Origin of the sequence: Sphingomonas glacialis (assembly GCF_014653575.1) — a bacterium.
Classification (GTDB): domain Bacteria; phylum Pseudomonadota; class Alphaproteobacteria; order Sphingomonadales; family Sphingomonadaceae; genus Sphingomonas; species Sphingomonas glacialis.
The window spans coordinates 1-23034 of the sequence record NZ_BNAQ01000010.1; the positions used below are offsets into that span (position 1 = coordinate 1).

Here is a 23034-nt window from a genome sequence, read left to right on the forward strand (position 1 = left end):
TGATCCTCGTGGTCTTCGCAAACCCCGGTGAATCACAAGCTACTGAAATCGCTCAACTCAATTTTCGGTCGGGCTCTTAGGCCGCTTGCTGCCCAACCACTCTTGTATTTGTTTCGTCGGTCGCGAACGTCGCGAGGTGGTGATGAACGGTCTAGAAGCTGTCAGGTGTAGATAAGCGCTGAAGCGGGACCGCCAAAATTCGCTTAATACCAAGATCCGTTGATCGTGACTCGGAGGGGGTTGTCCCCCGGCGGCTCGGTTTGATTCAACATGGCAAACGGACAGGAGTTTGCCATGCCGACCGCGCTTCGCACCGATTTCGACGCTGTCACGGTACGGTCCGCTGCTCGTAAATCGAAGGATGGTGCGCAGGCGCGACGCCTGCTCGCGTTGGCGGCGATCTATGAGGGTTCGAGCCGGACGGAGGCCGCGCGCCTCGGTAGCGTTACGGTGCAGATCGTTCGGGACTGGGTGTTGAAGTTCAGTGCGTCGGGGCCTGACGGATTGATCGATCGAAAGGCCCCGGGCAAGCCGCCGCTCCTAAATGCGACGCACCGCGCGGCTCTGCTCGAGGCGATCGAGGGGGGTCCGATTCCGGCCGCGCACGGCGTGGTGCGCTGGCGGATCATCGACCTGGCGCAGATGCTGTGGGACGATTTTTCCGTGTCGGTTTCGAGGCCGACGCGGAGCCGCGAGCTTCGCGCGTTGGGCTACCGCAAACTGTCTGCTCGGCCCAAGCACCACGCGCAGGATCCAGAGGCGATCGAAGCTTTCAAAAAGGGGGCTTTGCCGCCGAGCTGGACAAGGTCATAGCCACGCTCGCGCGGGGCACACCGACAGAAATCTAGTTCCAGGGACAAGGCCATCCATGCCCGCTCGCGCAACGCCATCTTCGGCCTTCGCAAATCGGCGAGTGGAGGCATCCGCCAATCTCGACGTCCACCCCTGTAGATCCGCGTGCGCCGGTTGCGGCTTGCCGCCGCACTGACGAACCACGTCGCTGCCGTGCCCCACGCACGATCGTCGCTCATTGTCGACCGCTCGAACGCCGGCTTGAGCGGGATGCGTTTAAGGTAGGCGAGCCCGACCTATCGCTCCGAAAATTAACGACTTCGCGGGCCGCAGCCGAGGCGCCGTGCAAATTCACGCTGTAACGACCGAGACAGAGCTGCCCCTTTGGCATGACGACGAAGGGCGACCCACTGGTGCGACCGACGCGGCGCTAAAGAGACTTATGACAGGACGCCCGACTGCGATGGCCGTCGCGAGATCGGTTTTGGAGAAGGCCGACATCGCCGAAATCGCTTTAAAATGAAAAGGCGAACGCAATCTGCGGGGCAATGTAAGAAGAAGTGTTGCGCCCGGCTACCGAGAACTCCACGCCTGCGATGAGGCCAGCATTTGCAGACCAGTTATATTCGACTGCCGGGGCTAATGCCGTAGTGCTTCGATCCCTGCCATAAGCAGCGACCGGGTCACTGGTCCGGTCGACGCCGGTCAGGCGATAGCGGGCGACATAGTTCTGCACCACGTCTAAGGCCAGAACCCAGCGTTGATCGATCGCATATCCAGCTGCCACGCCGACCTGACCAGAGACGCCGGGCTTTGCCCGCCCGCGGAACCCCGCATCGGTGCCATAGACGCTTGCGTCCCTGATCGACGTTGGCGCTAGTGGTTCGTAAACGGAGGCGAAAAGCCTTACCCGCACCGGGTGGCCGCCTCTTGTATCGAATAGAGATTCAACGACGATGCCTTGCTTGGCAGAATAGGCGCCGCTGCCGATCCCGTTCAGCTGATTGCTCAGATGCTGATAATCGCCCGTCGGAAGGTTAATCCCGATGCTCCCCGTGATCGACGGCGAACCGGTGCGGCCATTCTCGTCCTTGAATCGGTACTCCAACTCCAGCGGCAGATCGCCCAGGCCCAGCCCGCTCGATGACCCCTGATCATTCGATACATGATCGAACGATGGCAGGGCCTGGATGCTGAGCCGGTCGGTCACTGCATACTTAAGGACGATGACCGCCTGAAGCTGATCGACGTCGTGCGCGACAGTGCCATGATGGCCGTGGTTGTCGTAGGCGCCCGTGTTGATCTGATAGATAATATAGGGCTCGAGCGCGAGCGTGCCCGCCTTGCTCAACGCGGGCGATGACGCTTCCAGCGATCCTGTAAACCACTGGTTGCGAACCGCCAAGTCTGCCTCCTGAGCACAAGCGGGGGACTCCATGATGAGCGGGATCAGACAGACGCTCAGCGCCAGGACGCGCCTCATCGGACCGCCCCCACGCCCGCGAGTCCAGGAAAGAGCACGAGCAGGGCCGCCGCCATCCCGCCGATCGCGATTGCGACAACGATCAGGCCAAACACCTTCTCGGTGACGAGGAGCCCCTCTGCGCCGACAACCCGCGTAATCGGCTCGGCAAGCAAGTCGAGCAGCAGGATGATAGCACCGTTTGCCACGATCGCGACGATCGCGGCGAGATAGACCTGCCTGGCGCCGCTGCCCCAGGCGATGATCACTGACAAAACACCTGGCCCTGCATAGATCGGAAAGCCCAATGGCATGATCCCAACCGAGACAGGCGACGGTCCGCCTTCGGTCGGTACTGTCGCGGCAATGGCAACCGTCGTGTTCGATGCCGAATGGTGATGATGGTTGCGGGTCGCGCGACCGCTCGACCCAGGCGCTTCACCGGACGCTAACGTTGGCGTCGGCGCGTTCAGCATTTTCCAGCCGATCACACCAATCACGGCCATTCCGGCAACCCGTAGCGCAGCGACGCTCACGCCGAACACGCCCAATACCGCATTGCCGACGAATAGTGCGATGAGACCGGCAACGACGTAGGTCGCTGTAGCGACAAGCGCGGTCTTGCGTCGGCCCGCGCCAGACTGGCCGTCGGTCGCAGCGATGAAGAGCGGGAGGACCGCGATCGGCGCGGTGATCGCGAACAGACCCACGATCATTGCAAGGAAGGAGCCTTCGTTCATCACCAAACGCTTTCGAGACAGGAGGGGAGCGGTGGCGGTCGGCGGACGAGCCTGGCCTTGGACCGGGTGGTCGTCGCCGTCACGATCCGATTGGGACGAGACGAGGAGACTGGCCAGGCGCGGCGCGCGCCGGTGGACCTGCGGCCGCAATCGCGGGAGCGGGAGCTTCGGCTTCGAACGGTTCGAAATCCGAGTCCGCGGCCTTCCAGCTGGGCTTGTGGAACGCGTAGATGATGAAGGGAATGGAGAGGAAGATCACAGAGCCCAGCAGCAGGCTACCGACATACAGCGCGGGATTGCCCGTGTTGATCTGGCCCGGCGGTATGAAGCTGAAGGCGATCGCGACGACGGCGCCGGCCAGGCCGACAAGGCCGACCAGCCACATGCCGACATTGCCACCCGGGATCCGAAAGGGCCGCACCCGGTCAGGCTGGGTATAGCGTAGCCGGATGCCCGCCACGAACATGATGAGATACATGACAAGGTAGATGATCGAGGCCATCTGGCTGAGCAGCTGATAGGCCGACTGAACCGAGGGCAACACGGTGAAACTAACGCAGAGCAGGGTCACGAGCAGGCCCTGGAGCACCAGGATGGCCACCGGTATGCCGTGAGTGTTAGTCTTCTGCAGAAGATGCGGGAGATAGCCCGCTTTGCCGACCGCCAGCAGTCCCATCGAGGGGCCGGCGACGATGACGCTGACCTGTCCGAGCACGCCAAACGCGAGCATCGCCGCCATCACATTGCCAAGCCAAGGTAAGCCGAACGAGGACCAAAGCGCGCTGTAGGCGACGAGCAGCCCGTGATTTAGATCGATCGCCTCACGCGGGATCACGACACCCACCGCGAGTGTGCCCAGCACGAAGATCGCCACGACCATGACCGTCGCGATCAGAACCGAGAGCGGGTAGTTGCGCGAGGGGTTAGCGAGGCTCTGAACATGTACCGCCTGCATCTCCATGCCGGCGAAGTAGAGAAAAATGCCGGCTGCCAGCACCATGTTATGGAAGTTGCCGAAATCCGGAATGAATCCGGTGTCGAGAGCCAGGTGCATCGGCTTGCCCATCGCGACATAGGCGATGCCCAACGCGATAAGGATGCCCCCTGGGATGATCGTGCCGAAAAGCCCTCCCAGCGAGCTCAACCGGGCCGACGCCTGCATGCCGCGGAATGTGAACAGCGTCACGAACCAGTAGACTGCGAGCAGGACAATGATCGTGTAAAGCTTGTTGTTGGACAGCGCCTCGTCGAAGGTTGGTGGCCACCAGATATATGCCAGCGCAGCGGCTGCGAAGATGAGCACGGTAGGAAACCAGATCACGATCGCCTGCCACTGATAGTAAACAGCGGCGAACCCCCAGCGCGGGCCGAAGGCCTCACCGACCCACCGGAACACCCCTCCCTGCTTGGGAAACGCGGCGGCGAGTTCCGCGGCCACGAGCGATACCGGGATCAGGAAGACGACGGCAGCAAAAAGATAGTAGAAGATGGAGGCGAGACCATATTCGGCCTGCGCCGGCATGCCGCGCAGGCTCACGATCGTCGTCACGTTCATAATCGCGAACGCCATCATGCCGATGACCGCCTTCGCCTTGGCGGGCTTGGCCTTGCCGCCATGGGCGAGCCAGCTCGCGACGCCAGGTTTCTCGCCGGGCGGCGCGATCGGGGGAGCGATCGGAGCGGACATAGGGGTTCAACCTTCGAAAGAGGCGGTTCCGCCGGGCCGCGAGGCCCGGCGGTGTCAGGCGCCACGCGACAGCGTCAGGCGTTCAGGACTTCGTCACGGGCCTCCTCGACGCAGCGTAATGCCCACTTCATTGTCTCTGGCGTGATGAAGACGTTCATCGGGAACGACTTCAGCGCGTAAACCACCGCCTCGGCATCAGTTCCGTCGCGATTATAACAAGCGTCCCTGAAACCCGTACTGAAGCTCATGTACGGAGTGTGCTTGCCATCGATCTGCTTCCCGGCCCGGAACCACTCGAACAGCTTGTTACCAACCGCCTCGGTGAGGCGGTTGTGCTTGATCAGGTCGCTGCGCATCGCTGGATCGTTGAGCTCGCGACCATATTGGACCTTGGCGTCGACGTCCTTCGGGTAGACCCGGAAGAGCGTGATCAGTCCACTGTCATCCGGGTTGACGCAGACCATGTCCGGATGCGCACTCAGCACATCGTAGAGGTAATATTTGGACTCCAGAATACCGCCAAGAACGGCCTGCATGCCTTCCTTACCGAAGTACTTGAGCGTGGCCCAACCGGCGAGCGAGCCGGACGCCGTGCGCGAGACCTCGAGCGTGTAATACATTGGGTTATACGGCGTGCGGGCTTGCAAATAAGCGTCAGCACCGCGGCGATGGATGGACTCGAACTCAGTCGCGTTCTGGTAGAGAAAGCAGCTGCTGACATAGGGTGCCCAGCCCACTTTGTGAAAATCAATGCCGACGGCGTCGGCATAACTTAGCTCTCGCATGGCCTGGCCGTTAGCTTTGAGCACCGGCAGGATCCGGTCCGAGAACTGGAGGGGGTTGGTGTCGAAGTCGTAATCCTTGAAGTAGATCCACGACCAGCCGACCACGGCATCGGCGTATAGCACTGCCTTGCCAAACCCCTCGGGGTTGGGATGGCGATCCATGACCTCGCGGACCTTTCCAATCGGGTCAAACGCGCTCGCATCTGTCGTGCCCATGGTGCAAACGACGGTTGCCACCGGAACGCCCTGCGCTGCGAAATCGCGCAGCAATTCTTCAAGATGCCCGAGATCCATCTGGTTGGTCGCAACATCTGTGCGGACGTGGACGATATTGTCCATGCCGAGCCCCAGCCAGTCGGTAGCGTTCTGCTGGACATAGTGCGCCTGCTGCGAACAGATCACCTTGGCGTCGGTGCGGATGCCCTTGTTGCGGGAGTCCGTGAGTACGCGGGTCAGGCCGTATTTCAGCCCATAGGTCCAGCATCCCCCGCCACCGTAAGTGTAGATCGCGCCCGTATTGACCGGGTTCCAGTCGAACATATTGCCGAGCATACCCGCGGTTTCAAGCTCCGCACGATGGACATTCCACGCGTATTCGCCCTCAAGGATATTTGCCGAGAAAACCTGTGACAGCATCGAGGCGATGATCGCCGCCGTGTTCGATTGCGGGATAACGTTGCACATCGTGAGCGGGTGGCCCCAGTTAGGTGCCCCCTCGAACAGCTTGACTACGTCGTCGAGCACAGCGTCGAGATCACCCATTTCTTGGGGAACCGTGACGTTTTTCACGTCGGGGTAAGCGTAGCTGAGCGCCCCGCTCTTGCCGAGATAGGCAGGACCGTTCTTCTCCGGCCGGAGCAGATCGAGCTTCTCGACGAACTTCTCAAGCTGAGCCGCAAGGGGATCCTTGCCACCGCGGAAGGGTGACGGGAATTCGCTTGCCATCTTGGCATGATAATTCGCCCACCGCGGTTCATGCCTGTCGACCGCTGAGCTGATGACCACCTCCCCATCGTCGGACGTTGCAGAAGCGTGCTTGATCGCTGACGCCGTAGTGCTGAGATTTTCCATGACTGTCCTCGAGATAAACCGTCCGCAGGGAAGCCGGAGACGGCAGTCCCGTCCTCTCTGAGCCACAACGCTGGTGAGCGGCAGTATCGGAAAATACGCATCTCGAGCGCGTTGCCGTAATCTTCAACATCAGCGATGCAAGCTGGAAGCTCGGGGTGTTGGACAATGGCGTCGGCAAGCTGGAGGGCGCTACTGCCAGTCGCTCTGGGCTGAACACGACAATCGTGGAGGCCTTGGCTAAACAGCTCGGCGCACGGATTGAGACGGTAAGCAGCGCAGGAGGGATGAGCGTATCCCTTACAAGTTCTGTAGCCGCGCCGCTGATTTAGCAGGCGGGCTAGTGTCAATGCCGCGTCAGCCGCCGCCCTCCCGCGCTCACCGTCAGGACGCGCAGCTTCGATCCCGTCGCGAGCTGGTCATGGACAAAGTCCATGGCCCACACTTCATTCGAACATGACGCCGCGCAGCGGCCTTCCCTCAACTTCGCCTTCACCCGGCGCTTCGGTGGCTTCTGGCGCAGCTGCAGCCCCAACTCTTTGTAAAGACGATATACTCGCTTCGCGTTCACGTCCCAGCCCTCCCGCCGCAGCAACACATGGATCCGGCGATAGCCGTAGCGCACGCGCGTCTCGGCGATCTCCCGCATCCGCTTCTTCAGGTCGGCCTGATCCGCACGGCATCCACGATAGTGGTAGCTTGATCGCTCTGCCCGAAGCACGCTGCACGCCCGTCTGATGCTGACGGACCAGATGCTTCGGACATCATCGATGAGCTGACGCCGCCGATCAGGCCTCAGAGCTTTCGCGAGACGACATCCTGCAACATCGCCTTGTCGAGACTCAGGTCGGCCACCAGCCGCTTGAGCTTCGCGTTCTCATCCTCGAGCTGCCGAAGTCGCCGCATCTCCGACGGCATCAGCCCGGCGTACTTCTTACGCCACGCATAGAATGTCGCGTCGCTGATCCCAGCCTTGCGACATACCTCGCCGATCGTCGTGCCGTCCTCGGCGTGCTTCAACACGAACGCGATCTGCGCCTCGCTGAACTTCGATCTTTTCATCGCTCACTCCATTACCTGACCCTCAATCCTATACTGGAATTTTCCAGCTCAAAACGGTCCAGGAAACGGGCAGCAGGTCACCTGATCTACGAGTGGCGTCGAGCGATGCGGCGCCAGGCGGACCCGGCCTTCGTGCCGGCGGTGCTGGTGGATGAGCGACCCCAACAAGTGTGCGAGCCCGTTGTCGCTGCCGTTTTCGATCTGCCCGACGGCGGGCGGCTGAAGATCTTTGCTTCAGCGTCACCGGCTCTGGTTGCGGCGGCCTTGAAGGCGATGCGATGATCCCGTCGGATGCGCGGGTGTGGATCGCGATGGGCCACACCGACATGCGCAAGGGGATGCAGGGTCTGGCTCTGCTGGTGCAGCAAGGTCTCGGCCGCGATCCCCATGGCGGCGACCTGTACGTGTTCCGAGGTCGTGCCGGATCGTTGGTGAAGATCATCTGGCACGACGGGATCGGCGCATCGCTCTACGCCAAGCGGATCGAGCGCGGCCGCTTCATCTGGCCCTCGGCGAAGGATGGCGTGGTGTCCTTGACGCGCTCGCAGCTGGCCTGCCTGCTCGACGGGATAGACTGGCGTAATCCGCAGTATAGCTGGCGCCCGGCGAGCGCGGGATAGCGCATTTTGCGGCTTGCATGAGGGCGTGGAGGATGATTCACTCTGCGTCATGGAAGCCGTCATTTCGCCTCTTCCGGATGATATCGCAGCGCTCAAGGCGTTGCTTGCTGCCACGATCCAGCGCGCCGACGAGGCTGAGGCGCGCCTCGCCGACGCCGCGGCGCGCGAGAGCGCGACCCAGGCGATGATCGCGCACCTCAAGCTGCAGATCGCCAGGCTCAGGCGTGAACAGTGCGGCGCGAGCGCCGAGCGCAGTCGCCGCCTGCTCGAGCAGATGGAGTTGCAGCTCGAGGACCTTGAAGCGGACGCCGGCACGGACGACCTCGTCGCCGAAGTCGCCGCCGCCAGGGCGACCGGCGTCGCCTCGTTCGAGCGCAAGCGACCGGCGCGCCAGCCATTCCCCTCCCATCTGCCGCGCGAGCGCTTGGTCATCGCAGCGCCGTGCGCGTGCCCGGCCTGTGGCGGCACCCGCCTGTCGAAGCTCGGCGAAGATGTGACCGAGACGCTCGAGGTGATCCCGCGCGCGTGGAAGGTCATTCAGACCGTGCGCGAGAGGGTCGCCTGTCGGGACTGTGAGAAGATCAGCCAGCCGCCGGCACCGTTCCATGTCGTGCCGTGCGGGTGGGCTGGCCCCAGCTTTCTCGCGATGCTCTTGTTCGAGAAGTATGGGCAGCACCAGCCGCTCAACCGCCAGGCCGAACGGTTCGCCCGCGAAGGCGTGCCGCTCAGCGTCTCCACGCTCGCCGATCAGGTCGGCGCCGCCGCGTTGGCACTCACTCCGCTTTACAGGCGCATCGAGGCGCATGTCCTCGCCGCCGAGCGGCTGCACGGCGACGACACGACCGTACCGGTCATGGCCAAGGTCAAGACCGATGTCGGTCGATTGTGGGTGTACGTCCGCGATGATCGGCCGTTCGCCGGTGCCGGTCCGCCCGCGGCACTGTTCCATTACTCACGCGACCGACGCGGCGAACATCCCCAGGCTCATCTCGCGACCTGGTCCGGGATCCTGCAAGCCGACGCTTATGGTGGCTATGGTGCGCTGTATCGCGAAGGCCGCTTGCCCGGTCCGGTGCGCGAGGCTGGTTGCTTCGCGCACGCCCGGCGCAAGTTCTTCGAGCTCGCCGATGTCGCCGGTGCCGCTCGCAAGAAGAGTCGCGGCGAACACGCCGGCATGATCTACCCTATTGCGCTGGAGGCGGTGCGACGGCTCGACACCCTGTTCGACATCGAGCGTGAGATCAACGGCAAGCCTCCCGCCGATCGCCTGGCCGCGCGGCAGCAGCTCAGCGCGCCGGTAATGAACGAGCTCCACGCTTGGCTCACCGCCCAGCACGCGACGTTGTCGCGCAACCACGACCTCGCCAAGGCGATCAACTACATGCTGCGGCCCTGGGGGCGTTCACCCGGTTCCTCGATGATGGCAGAGTCTGCATCTCCAACAATGCCGCCAAGCGTGCGCTTCGCTGCATCCCACTTGGCCGCAAGGCGTGGTTGTTCTGCGGTTCCGATCGTGGCGGGCAGCGTGCCGCGATCCTTTACACCCTCATCCAGACCGCACGGCTCAGCAACGTCGATCCACAGGCCTGCTCGCCGACGTCCTCGCCCGTATCGCCGATCATCCCGCCGCTCGGCTAGACGAACTCCTACCCTGGAACTGGTCGCCCGCGAACCAGGTCGCAAAAGCCGCCTGATGGCCGCACCGTCCATGGTGTTCACAAGTCGCTACGCCGCACTTCCACTCCGGGTCGATCTCGACGTCATCGAGGAACTGGCCGACCAGATGTCACCCGAAGACGGCCGCCTCAGCGTCATCGCCAGTCTCGACGAAACAGCCGAGTCCGTCACTGCGTTCACGCGACGGGGCCTCGACCGCCTCGGCGAAATGCTCGATGATCGACGCTCGCAGGTTAAGCGGGATAGCTGAGGTAACGCGGCCCTCGCCGGATGAATACGTCTCCAAGTACGCTTTCCCTCTCCTATCAGTGCTTCTTGTCCATCTTGCCGTCATTCATAATGCCATCCTCGCTTATCATGTCCGGGTGCATTCTCATCATCTTCATGCACGTCCGGTTCTTCGTCATCATGTGATGTGACATCTTCTTGCACCGGTTCATGCTCGCCATCTGCGACTTTGTTATTTTCATGCCGGCCGGCTGCATGCCGCCGGAACTCATCATGCCGTTTTGCGCGAAAGCCGGCGCGCCCGTTGCAAGCACGAGGGCAATGGACCCAAGGGCAAGTTTCTTGAGAATCATGCTTTCCTCCTAGATTGGTCGAAAAGGGCATGCCGAACAAGACGGGGATCGCCGGTGTCGAGCGATGCTGGATCGGCCTTTTATCAAGCGCATCATACGACCCGAAGTTCCGCCATTTCGGCATGGCAGATCAGTTCTACCGCCTACCGCAGGCTACTCGCCACCGGCAGATGCGCATCGCATCATAAGTCAGCCCACTTCCTCCAGCGTGGCGCGTTCCGCGTGAACGCCGGGCAACTCAACGACGCACCTTCTGAACCAATCGTTGAAGGAGCTGACGCGGCGACGTGGCTGGCCTTCTATTGCGTCCGCCCATGACCAGCCGGTCAACGGTTCAGTTGCAGCGTCATCGGCCGGACCGCCGCTCGGCAATCACTTGGAGTACCCGGTGCAGGCCAGCAGGCTCCGTTTCAGCGATTGCGACGCCAATCTCAAGGAGGTGACGGCGCACGTCATAGAGTTGATCAAGCAGCAAGAGGACGACCGGCAACGCGGCCTCGTTGACGTCCAGTTCCTGGCGCAGTTCGTAGATGAGATGCACGCGCGCAATATCGATTTCTTCGAACACATATCGTCCATCCGCCCGCTCGGGTTTGACCCAGCTGTTGGCGATCCAACGCGCCAGATCCGCGTCTTCGAGGCCGTCGACATCGCGGACAAGTAGGTCGAAGCTCATCATGCCACGCTCTCCATTTTGCCCCTCGGATTGACGACGTCGTGCGGTTTCCAATCCCTGACGAAATCGCTCAGCGCGTCATCGGGTTTGCCGATCATGACGCGCAGCGTCGCATAGAGATCGCCCGCGGCATGGCCGGGGGATTGCGGAACACCCCGACCCCGCAGCCTGAGTTCGGTCCCGCTATCGGACCCGGGTGGAATCTGCATCTTGACCGGGCCTCGCGGAGTTTTCACCTCAATGGGACCACCGAGCACGGCCTCCGACAGCGATATCGGCAATGTCACTGTTATGTCCTGGCCGCGGCGCTCGAAGAAGGGGTGCGGTGCGACATGAATTTCAATGAGCGCGTCACCGACCTTCCCCCCATTGCGACCGGGTCCGCCCTGCCCGCGTAGCCGCATCACCAGCCCTTCAGTGGCTCCCGGTGGGATCTTCACGTCGAGAACCCGACCGTCGGGCAATGTGAGCCGGCGTGTTGCACCGTTGACGGCTTCAAGAAAGTCAGTCGTGAGGACATAGCGTTCGTCGCTGCCGTCAGTCCGAAACGCGCCGCCGGGTCGCCTGCCACCACCGAACATTGACCCAAAGATGTCGCCAAGATCACCGGCGTCCCAGCTCCCCTGCCCGCCCGCACCCCGGCTATAGCGATCACCGGCGGTGCCGTCGGCATGCTCACGGTAGGACGGGCGCTGCGCGCGCTCCTGCCCCGCCGCGTCGATTTCGCCGCGATCATATTGCGCGCGCTTCTCGGGATCGGACAGCAGGGCGTTGGCGGCAGCAATCTGTTTGAAGAGTTCTTCGGCCTTGGGACTGCCGGGGTTGAGGTCGGGATGATGCTGCTTGGCAAGCTTGCGATACGCCTTGCGGATGGCGTCCTGGCTGGCGTCGCTGGCAACGCCCAGCGTTTTGTAGGGGTCGTCCACAATTTCCCTTTCCGCGGCGGCTTCGGCGCCAATCTTGCGCAATCAACGATGCTTAAGCGGGCACCGCCACGCGGTCTTCGGCTGCGGCGGGAGTGATGGACACCTCCTTCGACGCATTCATTCCAGCAATGCGCCCAAAGGCGAAACACTCGCCGATATTGCCGCCGCCCTGGTAGAGAAACGGGTAAATCGATCCGAGTTCACCCGCCGAGTAGAGGCGACCGATTGGCGCCCCGTCGGATCCGATCACCCGCGCCTCCTTATCGCGCCGAGGGCCGCCCTGTGTATTGACCAGCGCCGGGGTCAATTCCATCGCATAGAAAGGCGGCGACACAAGTGCCGCCAAGCTGTCTGGCGTCCGCCCCCAGTCGTGATCCTTGCCCTGCCCGGCTGCCTCGTTGAAGCGGCTGACCGTACGCTCCAGGGCCTCGGGCGAAATGTCGATCAGGCGCGCGAGCTCGGCCACCGTATCGGCTTTCTTGATCCAGCCTTTTTCGATCTCCCGCAGATTGTCGTCGCTCCAGTCGTAATAGTTGCCGTGAACGACATCCCAGTCGGTGGTGGCCTTGCCGATATGCCCGGACAGTCGGTACGGCTCGTCGAAAATCATATGGATGGGCGTCGGCAGCGTCTGCTGCTGCCACACACCGTGTCGCTCGACCTTGCCGTGAAAGTCGCCAACTGAGCAGGGTTCGCCCTCCATCGTGAAGCGGGAGCCATCCGCTGCCACGAAGAGATAGCTCCTGCCGTGCGGAAGGTTCAGCCATTGCGCGACCGGGATCTCCGGCGCCTTGAACGCGAGGATGGGGCCCGAGACATTGTTCATGTGCCACAGCTCGGCACCGATCTCGGACGCCATCCGGATGCCGTCGCCGGTATTATAGGGCGTCCCGACCGGATAGAGGTTCGGCAGCCCATCGACGAAGGTCCGAAGCATCGTTGGATTGGCTTCGAACCCGCCACAGGTCAGGATCACAGCGCGGCGCGCGCGGATGGAAACGCTTTTGCCGTCACGCTCCGCGATCACGCCAACCACGTCTGCGCCATCCTTGACCAACGCGAAGGCAGGCGTCTGATAGGAAATGGCGATGGGTCGGCACGCGACGGCCGCCTCGATCACGCGCCACAGGCGCTCGCCCCCTATCGGTCCATCGCCATTTTTCAGGACGCGGACGCATGCCGCGCCGTCTGCCTGCGGGAACTCCACATAAGGCATCTCGACCGGCGTCATGCCGAGGCCCTCGAGCCATGCCTTGTTCGCATGCATCTCCGTCGCCCAGACCGCGATCATGGCGTCCGGAATATTGTCGAGATACGGCCCGGCAAGCGCCCTGAAATAGGCAGCGCCCTGTGCGACGTCGGAAGGCCAGAAGACGATATTGGCGGACACCCGGCTGTTGCCACCCTTATGCGCCTCGGGTGCCTTTTCGAGCAGGACCACTTTCGCACCCGTGTCACAGGCCGTGATCGCGGCAGTCGCGCCGGCAAAGCCATAGCCGATGACGACGATATCTGTCTCTTCGTCCCATGTGGTCGGTACATCGATCATCGTGTTTCCATCTCGGTAGCGGGACCGTTTGGCGACCCCGGCATCTGGCAAAGGCGCTGAGTTCCTCGCGCGACGTTGCGGGTGGGGAGGGTCGATCGAAAGCGTCGGAATCTACCTACGGGGCGGCGCCCTCAGCGCCCGGTCGCCGCCTCAAGCGGCCGGCACCCTGGGCAACGCATTGTGGACGGCGGTCGCGGCGATCGCCGCCTCGCCGTTTGCGACGCTGATCTGGTTGAGCCCGCGGACAAGGTCCCCGGCCGCATACAGGCCGGTGACCGACGTTTCCTGATGCGCGCTGACAAACAGACGGCCCGCATCGTCCATCCGCGCTCCGAGCGAAGCGGCCAGATCGCTTTGCGCGGTCGTACCGAACGCCGTGTAGACCACGTCAAAGCTGTGCGATTGGCCATCAGCGGCACAGAAAGCGGCAACGCCATGCTCCTGCATCTCGATCGCCTCAGAGCCGATCTGCAGAATCTCGATGCCGTTCTGGATCAAATGCTCGTGCGTCGGATAGGTCAAGGCGACATCGCCGACCAACAATAGCGTCAGCTTGCTCGAATAGGTTCTGAGGAAGAGCGCCTCAGTCGCGGCATGGGGGCCGTTGCCCAGCACGGCGATACGCTTGTCCCGGCTCTCATAGCCGTCGCAGATCGGACATGTCCGTATCAGACCACTCTTAACGGCATCGGCCAGATGCGGCACCGGCGGCTTGTTCTCGACCACGCCGGTTGCGAGGATAACGGTCTGCGCCGAGATCGTTCGCCCCTCCAACTCCGCGAGAAATCCGCTCTCGTCGCGCCAGCGCAGGGTGCGCACATAGCCTTTCTCCGGCGTGCAGCCATAAAGCTGCACCTGCTGACGCAGGTGGTCATGGTACGTCGGGCCCGAAATTCCTTCTGGAAAACCCGGGATATTGTGGCTGAGCGTGATCCATTCGGCGCGACTCCACCCGCCGTCGATCACCACGACCCGGCGCTCGAATCGCGCCAGATAGAGCGCCGCGGTCAGGCCCGCAGGCCCGCCACCAATGATCAGACAGTCCAGGGCAAGCATTGTGCAAACTCCGATACGCAGCGAGCGAGCGACCGCTAAGTCTGCTTCGGGTTGGCTGCATCGGGGATCCCCCGGAAGCGGCGGAAACTACCTAGTCGGTATCGGGGACAGAACCGTCGCACTCCGTTCCGGATGAAGCCCGTCCAACGACAACGTCACAATGGCATCGCAGCCGGTGCGTAGTTTCCGATCCTGCCGGAAGAGCTGTTGCCTGGCCTACATCCAAGGGGCCGGTTCGCGCACGCTCCGTACGCGCTTGCCGGGTTTTGCAGGGATGAAATGATGATCACCGATCACGAGAAAACCCGGCAGGACGCAGAGACATCCCACGAAGACTCAGTATGGACCGAACCTACCGGCGAAGCTGCTCCCGATGGGGGGGGCGCCGGCCGGATCGCGCACCTAGAGACAGCGCTTGCCGAAATGCGCGAGCGCTGGGTTCGCTCCGAGGCAGAGAATGCCAACGTCCGATCCCGCGCCAAACGAGACTTGGACGACATGCGACACTTCGCGATCGAGACATTCGCGCGCGATGTCGTAGAGGCTGCCGAGAATCTCCGGCGCGGGCGCGAGACATTGCCCCCGGTTTCGGATGAGGAAGCTCCGAGCATCGCCGGAATACGGGCAGGTTTGACCGAAACCGAGCGCGGCTTTGTCGCCCTGCTCGATCGGAACGGAATCAAGCGGGTCGATCCTACCGGCACCGCGTTCGATCCAAATCTGCATCAGGCGATGGCGGAGTTGGTCGCCGACGGACAGACGCCGGGTACAATCCTTCAGGCGCTCTCGCCCACCTGGACGCTCAACGGCAGATTACTGCGCCCGGCCATGGTCGTCGTTGCCAAACCCCCGACCGACAACCCCGCACAGCCTCGCTAGGCGATCGAACCGAGTCAGGTTTGCGGCGTCTCGCCCGATCGCTCTCAACACAGCTTCCGCCACGTCAATTTGCCCCTCTCTCCTGCATCAGCCAGCCATAAGGACCACGATCATGAGCAAAGTCATCGGAATCGATCTCGGCACCACCAATTCGTGCGTTGCCGTCATGGATGGCAAGGAAACGCGCGTCATCGAAAACAGCGAAGGTGCGCGGACCACGCCCAGCATCGTCGCCTTTGCCGAGAACGGCGAACGGCTCGTCGGCCAGGCCGCCAAGCGGCAGTCGATCACCAACCCGGCAAACACCATCTATTCCGTCAAGCGTCTAATGGGGCGGCGGTACGATGACCCGGTCGCAGCAAAGGACAAGAGCCTGGTCCCCTACGCCATCGTCAGTGGTGACAATGGCGATGCCTGGGTAGAGACACGCGGCCGGAAATATCCGCCGTCGCAAATTAGCGCGTTCATCCTGGGCAAGATGAAAGAAACAGCGGAAGCCTATCTCGGCGAGGCCGTGACGCAGGCGGTCATCACCGTCCCGGCCTATTTCAACGACGCCCAGCGCCAGGCAACGAAGGATGCTGGCCGCATTGCCGGCCTCGAGGTCCTGCGCATCATCAACGAGCCGACCGCGGCGGCGCTCGCCTACGGCCTGGACAAGAAGACCAGTGGGCGGATCGCGGTGTACGATCTCGGCGGCGGGACTTTCGACATTTCGATCCTCGAAATCGGCGACGGGGTGTTTGAGGTCAAGAGCACCAACGGGGACACCTTCCTCGGGGGCGAAGATTTCGACGTCCGCGTCATCGATTTCCTAGCAACGGAGTTCCAGAAGGAGCAAGGCATCGACCTGCGCACCGACAAGCTCGCCTTGCAGCGGCTCAAGGAGGCGGCCGAGAAGGCAAAGATCGAGCTGTCATCGGCCAAGGAGACGGAGATCAACCTCCCCTTCATCACCGCAGATGCATCGGGCCCGAAGCACCTCCTGATCAAGCTGACACGGGCGAAGCTCGAAGCGTTGGTCGACGACCTGATCCAGCGTACGATGGAGCCGTGCAAAGCTGCGCTCAAGGATGCCGGCGTGACGGCGGCCGACATAGATGAGGTCGTGCTCGTCGGCGGAATGACGCGCATGCCCAAGGTGATCGAGGTCGTACGCGCGTTCTTTGGCAAGGAACCCGCCCGTAACGTCAATCCCGATGAGGTGGTGGCGATCGGTGCGGCGATCCAGGGTGCGGTCCTGCGCGGCGACGTCAAGGATGTGCTGCTGCTCGACGTGACCCCGCTCAGCCTCGGGATCGAGACGCTTGGCGGCGTGTTCACCCGGCTGATCGATCGCAACACGACCATCCCGAGCAAGAAGAGCCAGACCTTCTCGACTGCCGATGACAATCAATCCGCCGTGACGATCAAGGTCTTCCAGGGCGAGCGCGAAATGGCCGTCGACAACAAGGCGCTCGGCAATTTCGACCTGACGGGCATACAGCCCGCCCCGCGCGGCATGCCGCAGATCGAGGTGACGTTCGACATTGATGCAAACGGAATCGTCGCTGTCCAGGCCAAGGACAAGGCTACCGGAAAGGAACAGCAGATCCGCATCCAGGCCAATGGCGGCCTTGGCGATGCCGATATCGAACGCATGGTGATGGAAGCTGCGACCAATGCCGAGGCCGACAAGGTACGGCGGGGATTCGTCGAAGCGAAGAACAAGGCAGATGCGCTGACTCACCAGGTCGAACGCACGCTAGCCCAACATGGTGACGGCATCGCCGCCGGCGACCGAGCCGATGGTCGGGCCGCGCTCGACGCTGTGCGAACCGCCATCGAAGCGGGTGTTGAACCCGGCCTCGTTCAGGCCACCGAGCATCTGGCGGAAGTGGCGGTCCGGATCGAGGACGCCGTGCAGAAGGCTGCCGCCACCGGCTCTTCGGGAGCCGAGGCGGGCGAACCTTCGTCAGGCCCGTCAAACGAGCACGCGGTGGATGCAGAGTTCGAAGATGTCAGTCCGGGCGCGGGACGATGATTCCTGCGGCCCTGGGTGAGCCAAACCCGCCCGTAAGGATGCGTAGTTTTGATCATGCAGGCAGAATTTATGATGTTTCTGCCTGCGTGCTGCCTCAGTCACCGCGCACCGTAACCGTCCGTGTGACCTGCAATGGTCACGGTATCTATTACGACTATCCGGGTGGCGTCCGTACCCAGCAGAGGCACGAGGTAACCTTCTTGGGCGAGATCGATCTCACGCATCTCGAGACAATGAATGCGGTCGATTACACGATGAATGACGCGGAGAAGCTCGTAAGGGCATGGGTATCATGACCCAACATTTGCACAGGCGCTGAGTGACATTGTCCGCGTCCGCCGGTGGATGTCGACGTGCTTGAGCGGCGCGAGATTAGGCGTTGCAGCGATCCTCGAACGAACTCCAGACGGTTTAGGATGAAGGAACGATAGTTAAATCAGTGATTTGGTGTGCGGCCTGCCCCAGCCCACGACATTTCGTCCGATACAACGAAAAGTGCGCCGAAGACGATTCCTTCGGCGCACTCTCGTCCGATCTGGCTGGCGCTAGGACATCTTGATGTGCACGCCGCCAACGCCAAGATTAACTTGAATGCCGCGCTCGCGGGCGTGGACGTTCATCACGACACCGTGCTCGTTCGACATTGTCGAACTCTCACCACCGGCTTTGCCGAGCGAGGCTCCAATAGCTGCCCTGCCATAGGTACCCGCGAATTCCGACGGTGATTTCAGATGGTAGACTTCAGCTACCCCGTGAACCTTGTCGACTCCGACACCAACGGCTCCAAGACCCTCAACCTTGAAGGGATAACTATGCCCATTATACTTCAAGATTCCGTGGCCCCAGGTGTATCGAGCGCCAACCGCGACAGTTTCTGTGGAGAACGTCGCGGTCGCATTGGGCTGATCTGATCGAGCAGCCGGAGCGGCTATCGCGACGGTTGCTACGATTGTACCCGCAACGGCAAGTGCGGCGAAAGCCGAATAGAGTTTTTTCACGATCATCTCCAGTTTCGCGGGCACGAACAATCTCGCGGCGCGAGATATCTTCGCTAAGAGGAATGCCTGGCTGCGAGCAGCATCGGAAAGTACTCACCGTATTTTATGCGGTAATCGCCAGTAGTTGGTAGAATTTGGATGAGGCTTGCCGACCGGCAGCGATAGCTCAATAGGAGGCGGCAAACTCGAGCGCGACTTGCCGTGTGGCACCGTTCGAGTAACCCGCCTGCCGGGCTGTAGAAACCGGAACAGGTGCTGCTGCGGCCGTGATCAAAGCGAAGTGGTCCATCGCATGCCGGACCATATTGTGCCACGTCATGGAGCGGCCGTGCGCGTAGGCAATTTTTGCCGTTTTAGCGCGCAGGGGATTGTCGGTTAGCAGGTTCGCTACGGCCTTTGCCGTACCGGCTACGTCCCCGAACGAAACCAGCTGCCCCCCACCGTCAGCGAGGAGCTCGCATGCGTGGATATAGGGCGTGGAGACGATCGGTTTCCCGAGCCCAAATGCATAAGCGAGCGCTCCAGACGTGATCTGTGCGGGATTGCCGTAAGGCGTGACATAGACATCTGCGGCGGCAATCCGTTCAAGCAGATCCGCTTCGCATAGAAACCGGTTCACCCAGTGCACGTGACCCGCGACGCCAAGCGCAGTCGCGAGCGCCTGCAATCGTTCACGATAGGCTTCGTTCTCGGATGCAAGCAGATGAGGGTGCGTAGCGCCTATGACGGCGTACAGCGCACTAGGGCAACGTTTGAGGATCGCCGGCAAAGCCTCGATCATGGTTTCGATACCCTTCCCTGGAGAAAGCAGGCCAAAGGTGAGGATTGTCGGCCGCTCCTCCAAGCCAAAGCAGCGTTGTGCCAGGGCAGGCTCGACGTAAGCTCGATCCGGTATCCCGTGCGGTATCACCGCGATTTTGGCTGGGCAGACCCCATAGCTCCCTATCAGGATCGAGCGGGCACGCTCGGCCATGACGATCAGGAGCGCGGCACGATCAGCAATGCGCTCTATCACCTCGCGCTGATCGGAGTCGGGCGTTTCAAGCACCGTATGAAGTGATACGGCGAGTGGTGTATCAGTTTGCTCAAGTATCTGAAGAAAGTAGCATCCCGCTGGACCGCCAAAGATCCCAAACTCATGTTGAACCCAGATAAGGTCTGCATCGCTGGCGCGGATTGCCTGTGCGGCGTACCTGTGACTCTGGACGTCTGTCTGTTCGATTGATCGGGTAACCGACTCTGGAAAACAGTAGTGCCCCCCCGGATCGACCATTGCATAGTGATCGATCGAGCACTCGGGAAAGCAGGTAACCAGCGCGTCATAAACATGGCTGGTAAACGTCGCCAAACCACAAAGGCGCGGCAGAGCGTTGCCAATCAAGGCGATCCGCGTTGGGCGCGTAACCGTTTTCGAATGATTGGCGGCTGACCCTAGCCCGCCGGTTTGTAGAAGCGGCCTGCGAATGTCAGCGATAGCGTACATCCGATGTTCCTTCGACGAAAGGCAAACCGTCGGTCTGGAAACGGCTTCATCAAAACGCTGCTAATTCGGATGACAACGTGCGTGAGAAGCGGTTGTGATCTTGACGCAGCTGGGACCGGACCTGAACCCACAAAACATTAGACTTTAATTCCGCGCGATTCGTAGGGTCGGAAACTACGCATCTTGCCCGATGACATTAGCTGGCGGCGCCCAAGGCGCGGGCCAAAACCAACTATGTCTCAAGACTTTGCTGGATTTTGCGTACGCAGCGACGGTCAGCTGCGGGCGCTGACCGATATTTCGATCCCTGGAGCCGAATGCACTACGAGCGGCTCAAGCTGGCGGATCATCGGCTTCGGGACTGTGCTGGCCGACAATGCCGCACCAATGCTCATAATTTTGCCCTGCTGAGCCGTAGAGCATTTGTTACGACGGTGAAGCTCGATAGCGCCATTGCAGCGCCTGCAATCATGGGTGAGAGCAACAAACCGGTCATTGGATAAAGTACACCTGCAGCCAGGGGTACGCCAACGCCGTTGAACACGAACGAGAAAAAAAGGTTCTGGCGGATGTTGCGCATTGTCGCCTTGGCCAACCGACGAGCTCGCACCATGGCAGAAAGATCGCCGTTCGTCAATGTCATACCCGCGCTTTTGATCGCGACATCGGTACCGGTGCCCATCGCCACGCCGACATCGGCCGCAGCGAGCGCGGGCGCATCGTTTATACCGTCCCCGGCCATCGCCACCTTGGCACCCTTGGCTTTGAGTTCGCCGATGATCCGCGCCTTGTCTTCGGGCTTTAGCCCGGCATGGACTTCGTCGATCCCGCCAATGGCTTTGGCCACGGCCTGCGCAGTGGCCTCGGCATCGCCGGTAAGCATCACGATCCGCAACCCTTCGGCTTTCAGTGCGGCAATCGCATCGCGTGCGGATGCGCGAATCGGATCAGCAACCGCGAGCAGTCCTGCAAGGTGCCCATCAATCGCGACCAGCATCACTCCGGCACCGGCGGCGCGATAGCGCGCCCCGGCCTCGGCCAGCGGCGCAGCGTCGAGCCCAATACGGGTCATCTGTGCAGCGTTGCCCAGCACAACTACCTTGCCATCGACGCAGCCACTGACGCCGAGCCCGGTCTGGGATTCGAACTGCTCCACGTTGCCCGGCACCAGCCCTTCTTCCTGCGCCGCCACCACGATAGCGCGGGCGAGTGGGTGCTCCGATTGCCCTTCTACCGCCGCAGCCGCTGCCAGCAGGGCGTCGCGATCAATGCCTTTAACCGGCTCAATCGCGGCTACCTTGGGCCGCCCCTCGGTGAGAGTCCCGGTCTTGTCGATCACGAGTGTGTCGACGCTGTCCATCATCTGCAATGCCTCGGCGTTCTTGATGAGGACACCTGCGCGCGCGCCGCGGCCCGTGCCGACCATGATCGACATCGGCGTTGCAAGGCCAAGCGCGCAGGGACAGGCGATAATCAGGACCGCGATGGCATTGAGCAGCGCATGGCCGAAGCGGGGCTCTGGTCCGACGAAATTCCATATGACGAACGTCAGCACCGCGATTCCCACGACGAGTGGGACAAACCACCCCGAGACGCGATCGGCGATCGCCTGGATCGGCGCTCTACTGCGCTGTGCCTCGGCCACCATTTTGACGATGCGGGAAAGGACGGTGTCGGCGCCGACGGCACGAGCCTCGATGAGCAGCGATCCGGTGCCGTTGATCGTTCCGCCAGTCGCTTGGGCAGCGCTATGCTTCAGAACGGGTGTCGGCTCGCCAGTGATCATCGATTCATCGACTGACGATTTCCCTTCGACGACCACGCCGTCCACTGGCATCGCTTCACCGGGCCGCACCCGCAGACGGTCGCCCGTCGCAACCTCGGCGAGCCCGACCTCCTCTTCGCTGCCATCGCTTCGAAGGCGCCGCGCGGTCTTGGGTGTGAGATCCATCAGCGCACGGATCGCACGGCCGGTAGCAGCGCGCGCCTGCAATTCGAGCACCTGCCCCATTAACACGAGCGTCACGACGACGCCTGCGGCTTCATAATAAACCGGCACGATACCGTGCATCCGGAACGACGGCGGGAAGAGCGCCGGCGCGATGGTCGCGATGAGGCTATAGGAAAACGCAGAGCCGACGCCGATCGAGACGAGGGTGAACATATTGGGATGCCGGGTCACGATCGACTTCCAGCCGCGTTGGAAAAACGGCCAGCCGGCCCACAAAACGATCGGCGCTGTCAGCACAAGTTGGACCCAGGGGTCGATCCCTGACGGGACGAGCTGACGCCCAATCATCTCCGCCCCCATGGAGATAGCAAGTAACGGCACGCTGAGTGCCGCGGCTATCCAGGCACGACGCGTGAAGTCGACCAGTTCCGGGTTCGGGACGTCGTCTTGCGTTGGCTCTTCCGACTCGAGTGCCATACCACAGATTGGGCAAGTTCCGGGCCCATTTCGCTGGATCTGCGGATGCATCGGGCAGGTCCACACACCGCCTGGCTTTGCTCCGACAGCAAACTTGTATTGACCGCTGACATGATTCTGGGGGTTCGCGACGAATTTCGAGCTGCAGCCAGCTGAACAGAAATGAAATTGAATGTTCCCGTGCATCGTATGATGCGGCACCTTGGTGGGATCAACCTCCACGCCACAGACCGGATCCCTCCACGCGGCGGTGGCATCCTTGCCTGTTGTTAGATGACTGCAAGCTCGAGAGCTGGCGGAAACTTCATGATCATGCTCGTTAATGAGTTTCGTCATGCCGCTTCTCCGACTCACTGGTTTTTGAGGCCGGCTGCCATGTTCAAGGTCGAAACGCTCGTTGGGTGGATCGTTGCGGTATTTTCGTGTTGCCGTCACGGAGCGGTTAAGCGGCAGTCCGAAATCGTGCCTATGCAAGACCCATAGCGAGTATCCGCATTCGGACGGCAATTCGCATGGGCGCACACCGGCGTATGGAGAACCAT

At 61.8% G+C, this 23034-nt stretch carries 19 protein-coding genes and 3 pseudogenes; 9 read left to right on the forward strand and 13 right to left on the reverse strand.

Annotation, left to right across the window (positions count from 1 at the left end; translation table 11 throughout):
• Window positions 1-270: 270 nt before the first annotated feature.
• Window positions 271-845, forward strand: a pseudogene (locus tag IE187_RS19420) (helix-turn-helix domain-containing protein); the annotation flags it as partial.
• A gap of 461 nt (window positions 846-1306) precedes the next feature.
• On the opposite strand, the gene IE187_RS19425 reads toward IE187_RS19420, so the two are convergent.
• From IE187_RS19425 to IE187_RS19445, 5 genes and pseudogenes are all read right to left on the reverse strand, one after another.
• Window positions 1307-2197: a hypothetical protein gene (locus tag IE187_RS19425; protein ID WP_229839565.1), complete on the reverse strand. Its 891-nt coding sequence runs from the start codon at window positions 2195-2197 to the stop codon at window positions 1307-1309.
• Window positions 2198-2271: 74 nt separating this feature from the next.
• Window positions 2272-3144: a MarC family protein gene (locus IE187_RS19430; protein ID WP_229839566.1), complete on the reverse strand. Its 873-nt coding sequence runs from the start codon at window positions 3142-3144 to the stop codon at window positions 2272-2274.
• Window positions 3074-4681 (reverse strand): glutamine/gamma-aminobutyrate antiporter GadC, encoded by a 1608-nt coding sequence (gene gadC / locus IE187_RS19435; protein ID WP_189677668.1) that lies wholly within the window; start codon window positions 4679-4681, stop codon window positions 3074-3076. Before gadC ends, IE187_RS19430 begins: the two co-directional genes overlap by 71 nt.
• 74 nt (window positions 4682-4755) lie before the next feature.
• Window positions 4756-6537, reverse strand: a complete 1782-nt coding sequence (locus tag IE187_RS19440) for a pyridoxal phosphate-dependent decarboxylase family protein (protein WP_189677669.1) — start codon at window positions 6535-6537, stop codon at window positions 4756-4758.
• Between the two features lie 376 nt (window positions 6538-6913).
• Window positions 6914-7596: pseudogene (locus IE187_RS19445) on the reverse strand (IS3 family transposase); the annotation flags it as partial.
• 105 nt (window positions 7597-7701) lie between these two features.
• On the opposite strand from IE187_RS19445, the gene IE187_RS19450 reads away from it, so the two are divergent.
• The 4 genes and pseudogenes from IE187_RS19450 to IE187_RS19465 all read left to right on the forward strand — a co-directional run bounded on the left by IE187_RS19450 (window position 7702) and on the right by IE187_RS19465 (window position 10143).
• Window positions 7702-7878: a hypothetical protein gene (locus tag IE187_RS19450; protein WP_189677670.1), complete on the forward strand. Its 177-nt coding sequence runs from the start codon at window positions 7702-7704 to the stop codon at window positions 7876-7878.
• Window positions 7875-8216, forward strand: coding sequence for an IS66 family insertion sequence element accessory protein TnpB (tnpB, locus tag IE187_RS19455; RefSeq protein WP_140850199.1), 342 nt, complete (start codon window positions 7875-7877; stop codon window positions 8214-8216). The genes IE187_RS19450 and tnpB overlap by 4 nt, the downstream gene beginning before the upstream one ends.
• 49 nt (window positions 8217-8265) lie before the next feature.
• Window positions 8266-9910: pseudogene (gene tnpC, locus IE187_RS19460) on the forward strand (IS66 family transposase).
• Entirely contained in the window at window positions 9910-10143 is a 234-nt protein-coding gene (locus IE187_RS19465) for a hypothetical protein (RefSeq protein ID WP_189677671.1), read from the forward strand. Before tnpC ends, IE187_RS19465 begins: the two are co-directional and overlap by 1 nt.
• A 55-nt stretch (window positions 10144-10198) precedes the next feature.
• Here the strand turns inward: IE187_RS19465 and IE187_RS19470 are convergent, their stop codons facing one another.
• Window positions 10199-10474, reverse strand: coding sequence for a hypothetical protein (locus IE187_RS19470; RefSeq protein WP_189677672.1), 276 nt, complete (start codon window positions 10472-10474; stop codon window positions 10199-10201).
• A gap of 29 nt (window positions 10475-10503) precedes the next feature.
• On the opposite strand from IE187_RS19470, the gene IE187_RS19475 reads away from it, so the two are divergent.
• Entirely contained in the window at window positions 10504-10662 is a 159-nt protein-coding gene (locus IE187_RS19475; protein ID WP_189677673.1) for a hypothetical protein, read from the forward strand.
• Between the two features lie 158 nt (window positions 10663-10820).
• On the opposite strand, the gene IE187_RS19480 is transcribed toward IE187_RS19475, so the two are convergent.
• The 4 genes from IE187_RS19480 to IE187_RS19495 form a co-directional block, all read right to left on the reverse strand.
• Window positions 10821-11153 (reverse strand): chaperone modulator CbpM, encoded by a 333-nt coding sequence (locus IE187_RS19480; RefSeq protein ID WP_189677674.1) that lies wholly within the window; start codon window positions 11151-11153, stop codon window positions 10821-10823.
• Window positions 11150-12118 carry a DnaJ C-terminal domain-containing protein gene (locus tag IE187_RS19485; protein ID WP_229839567.1) on the reverse strand — a complete coding sequence of 323 codons (969 nt, stop codon included), beginning with the start codon at window positions 12116-12118 and terminating at the stop codon, window positions 11150-11152. Before IE187_RS19485 ends, IE187_RS19480 begins: the two co-directional genes overlap by 4 nt.
• Before the next feature lie 10 nt (window positions 12119-12128).
• Window positions 12129-13625 carry an FAD-dependent oxidoreductase gene (locus tag IE187_RS19490; RefSeq protein ID WP_189677675.1) on the reverse strand — a complete coding sequence of 499 codons (1497 nt, stop codon included), beginning with the start codon at window positions 13623-13625 and terminating at the stop codon, window positions 12129-12131.
• A 150-nt stretch (window positions 13626-13775) separates the two neighbouring features.
• Window positions 13776-14681 (reverse strand): NAD(P)/FAD-dependent oxidoreductase, encoded by a 906-nt coding sequence (locus IE187_RS19495; RefSeq protein ID WP_189677676.1) that lies wholly within the window; start codon window positions 14679-14681, stop codon window positions 13776-13778.
• A 282-nt stretch (window positions 14682-14963) separates the two neighbouring features.
• Here IE187_RS19495 and IE187_RS19500 point away from each other — a divergent pair, with 282 nt between their 5' ends.
• The 3 genes from IE187_RS19500 (at window position 14964) to IE187_RS19510 (ending at window position 17879) form a co-directional block, all read left to right on the forward strand.
• Window positions 14964-15560 (forward strand): nucleotide exchange factor GrpE, encoded by a 597-nt coding sequence (locus IE187_RS19500; protein ID WP_189677677.1) that lies wholly within the window; start codon window positions 14964-14966, stop codon window positions 15558-15560.
• 112 nt (window positions 15561-15672) lie between these two features.
• The gene (gene dnaK, locus IE187_RS19505) at window positions 15673-17583 is read left to right on the forward strand and encodes a molecular chaperone DnaK (protein ID WP_189677678.1); all 1911 of its coding nucleotides are present in this window, start codon (window positions 15673-15675) and stop codon (window positions 17581-17583) included.
• Window positions 17580-17879, forward strand: coding sequence for a hypothetical protein (locus IE187_RS19510; RefSeq protein WP_189677679.1), 300 nt, complete (start codon window positions 17580-17582; stop codon window positions 17877-17879). The genes dnaK and IE187_RS19510 overlap by 4 nt, the downstream gene beginning before the upstream one ends.
• A gap of 249 nt (window positions 17880-18128) precedes the next feature.
• Here the strand turns inward: IE187_RS19510 and IE187_RS19515 are convergent, their stop codons facing one another.
• The 3 genes from IE187_RS19515 to IE187_RS19525 all read right to left on the reverse strand — a co-directional run bounded on the left by IE187_RS19515 (window position 18129) and on the right by IE187_RS19525 (window position 22828).
• A complete protein-coding gene (locus IE187_RS19515) occupies window positions 18129-18581 on the reverse strand; it encodes a hypothetical protein (protein WP_189677680.1) in 453 nt (150 codons plus the stop codon).
• Between the two features lie 166 nt (window positions 18582-18747).
• The gene (locus IE187_RS19520; protein WP_189677681.1) at window positions 18748-20064 is read right to left on the reverse strand and encodes a glycosyltransferase family 4 protein; all 1317 of its coding nucleotides are present in this window, start codon (window positions 20062-20064) and stop codon (window positions 18748-18750) included.
• Between the two features lie 391 nt (window positions 20065-20455).
• Window positions 20456-22828: a heavy metal translocating P-type ATPase gene (locus tag IE187_RS19525; RefSeq protein WP_189677682.1), complete on the reverse strand. Its 2373-nt coding sequence runs from the start codon at window positions 22826-22828 to the stop codon at window positions 20456-20458.
• Window positions 22829-23034 lie beyond the last annotated feature (206 nt).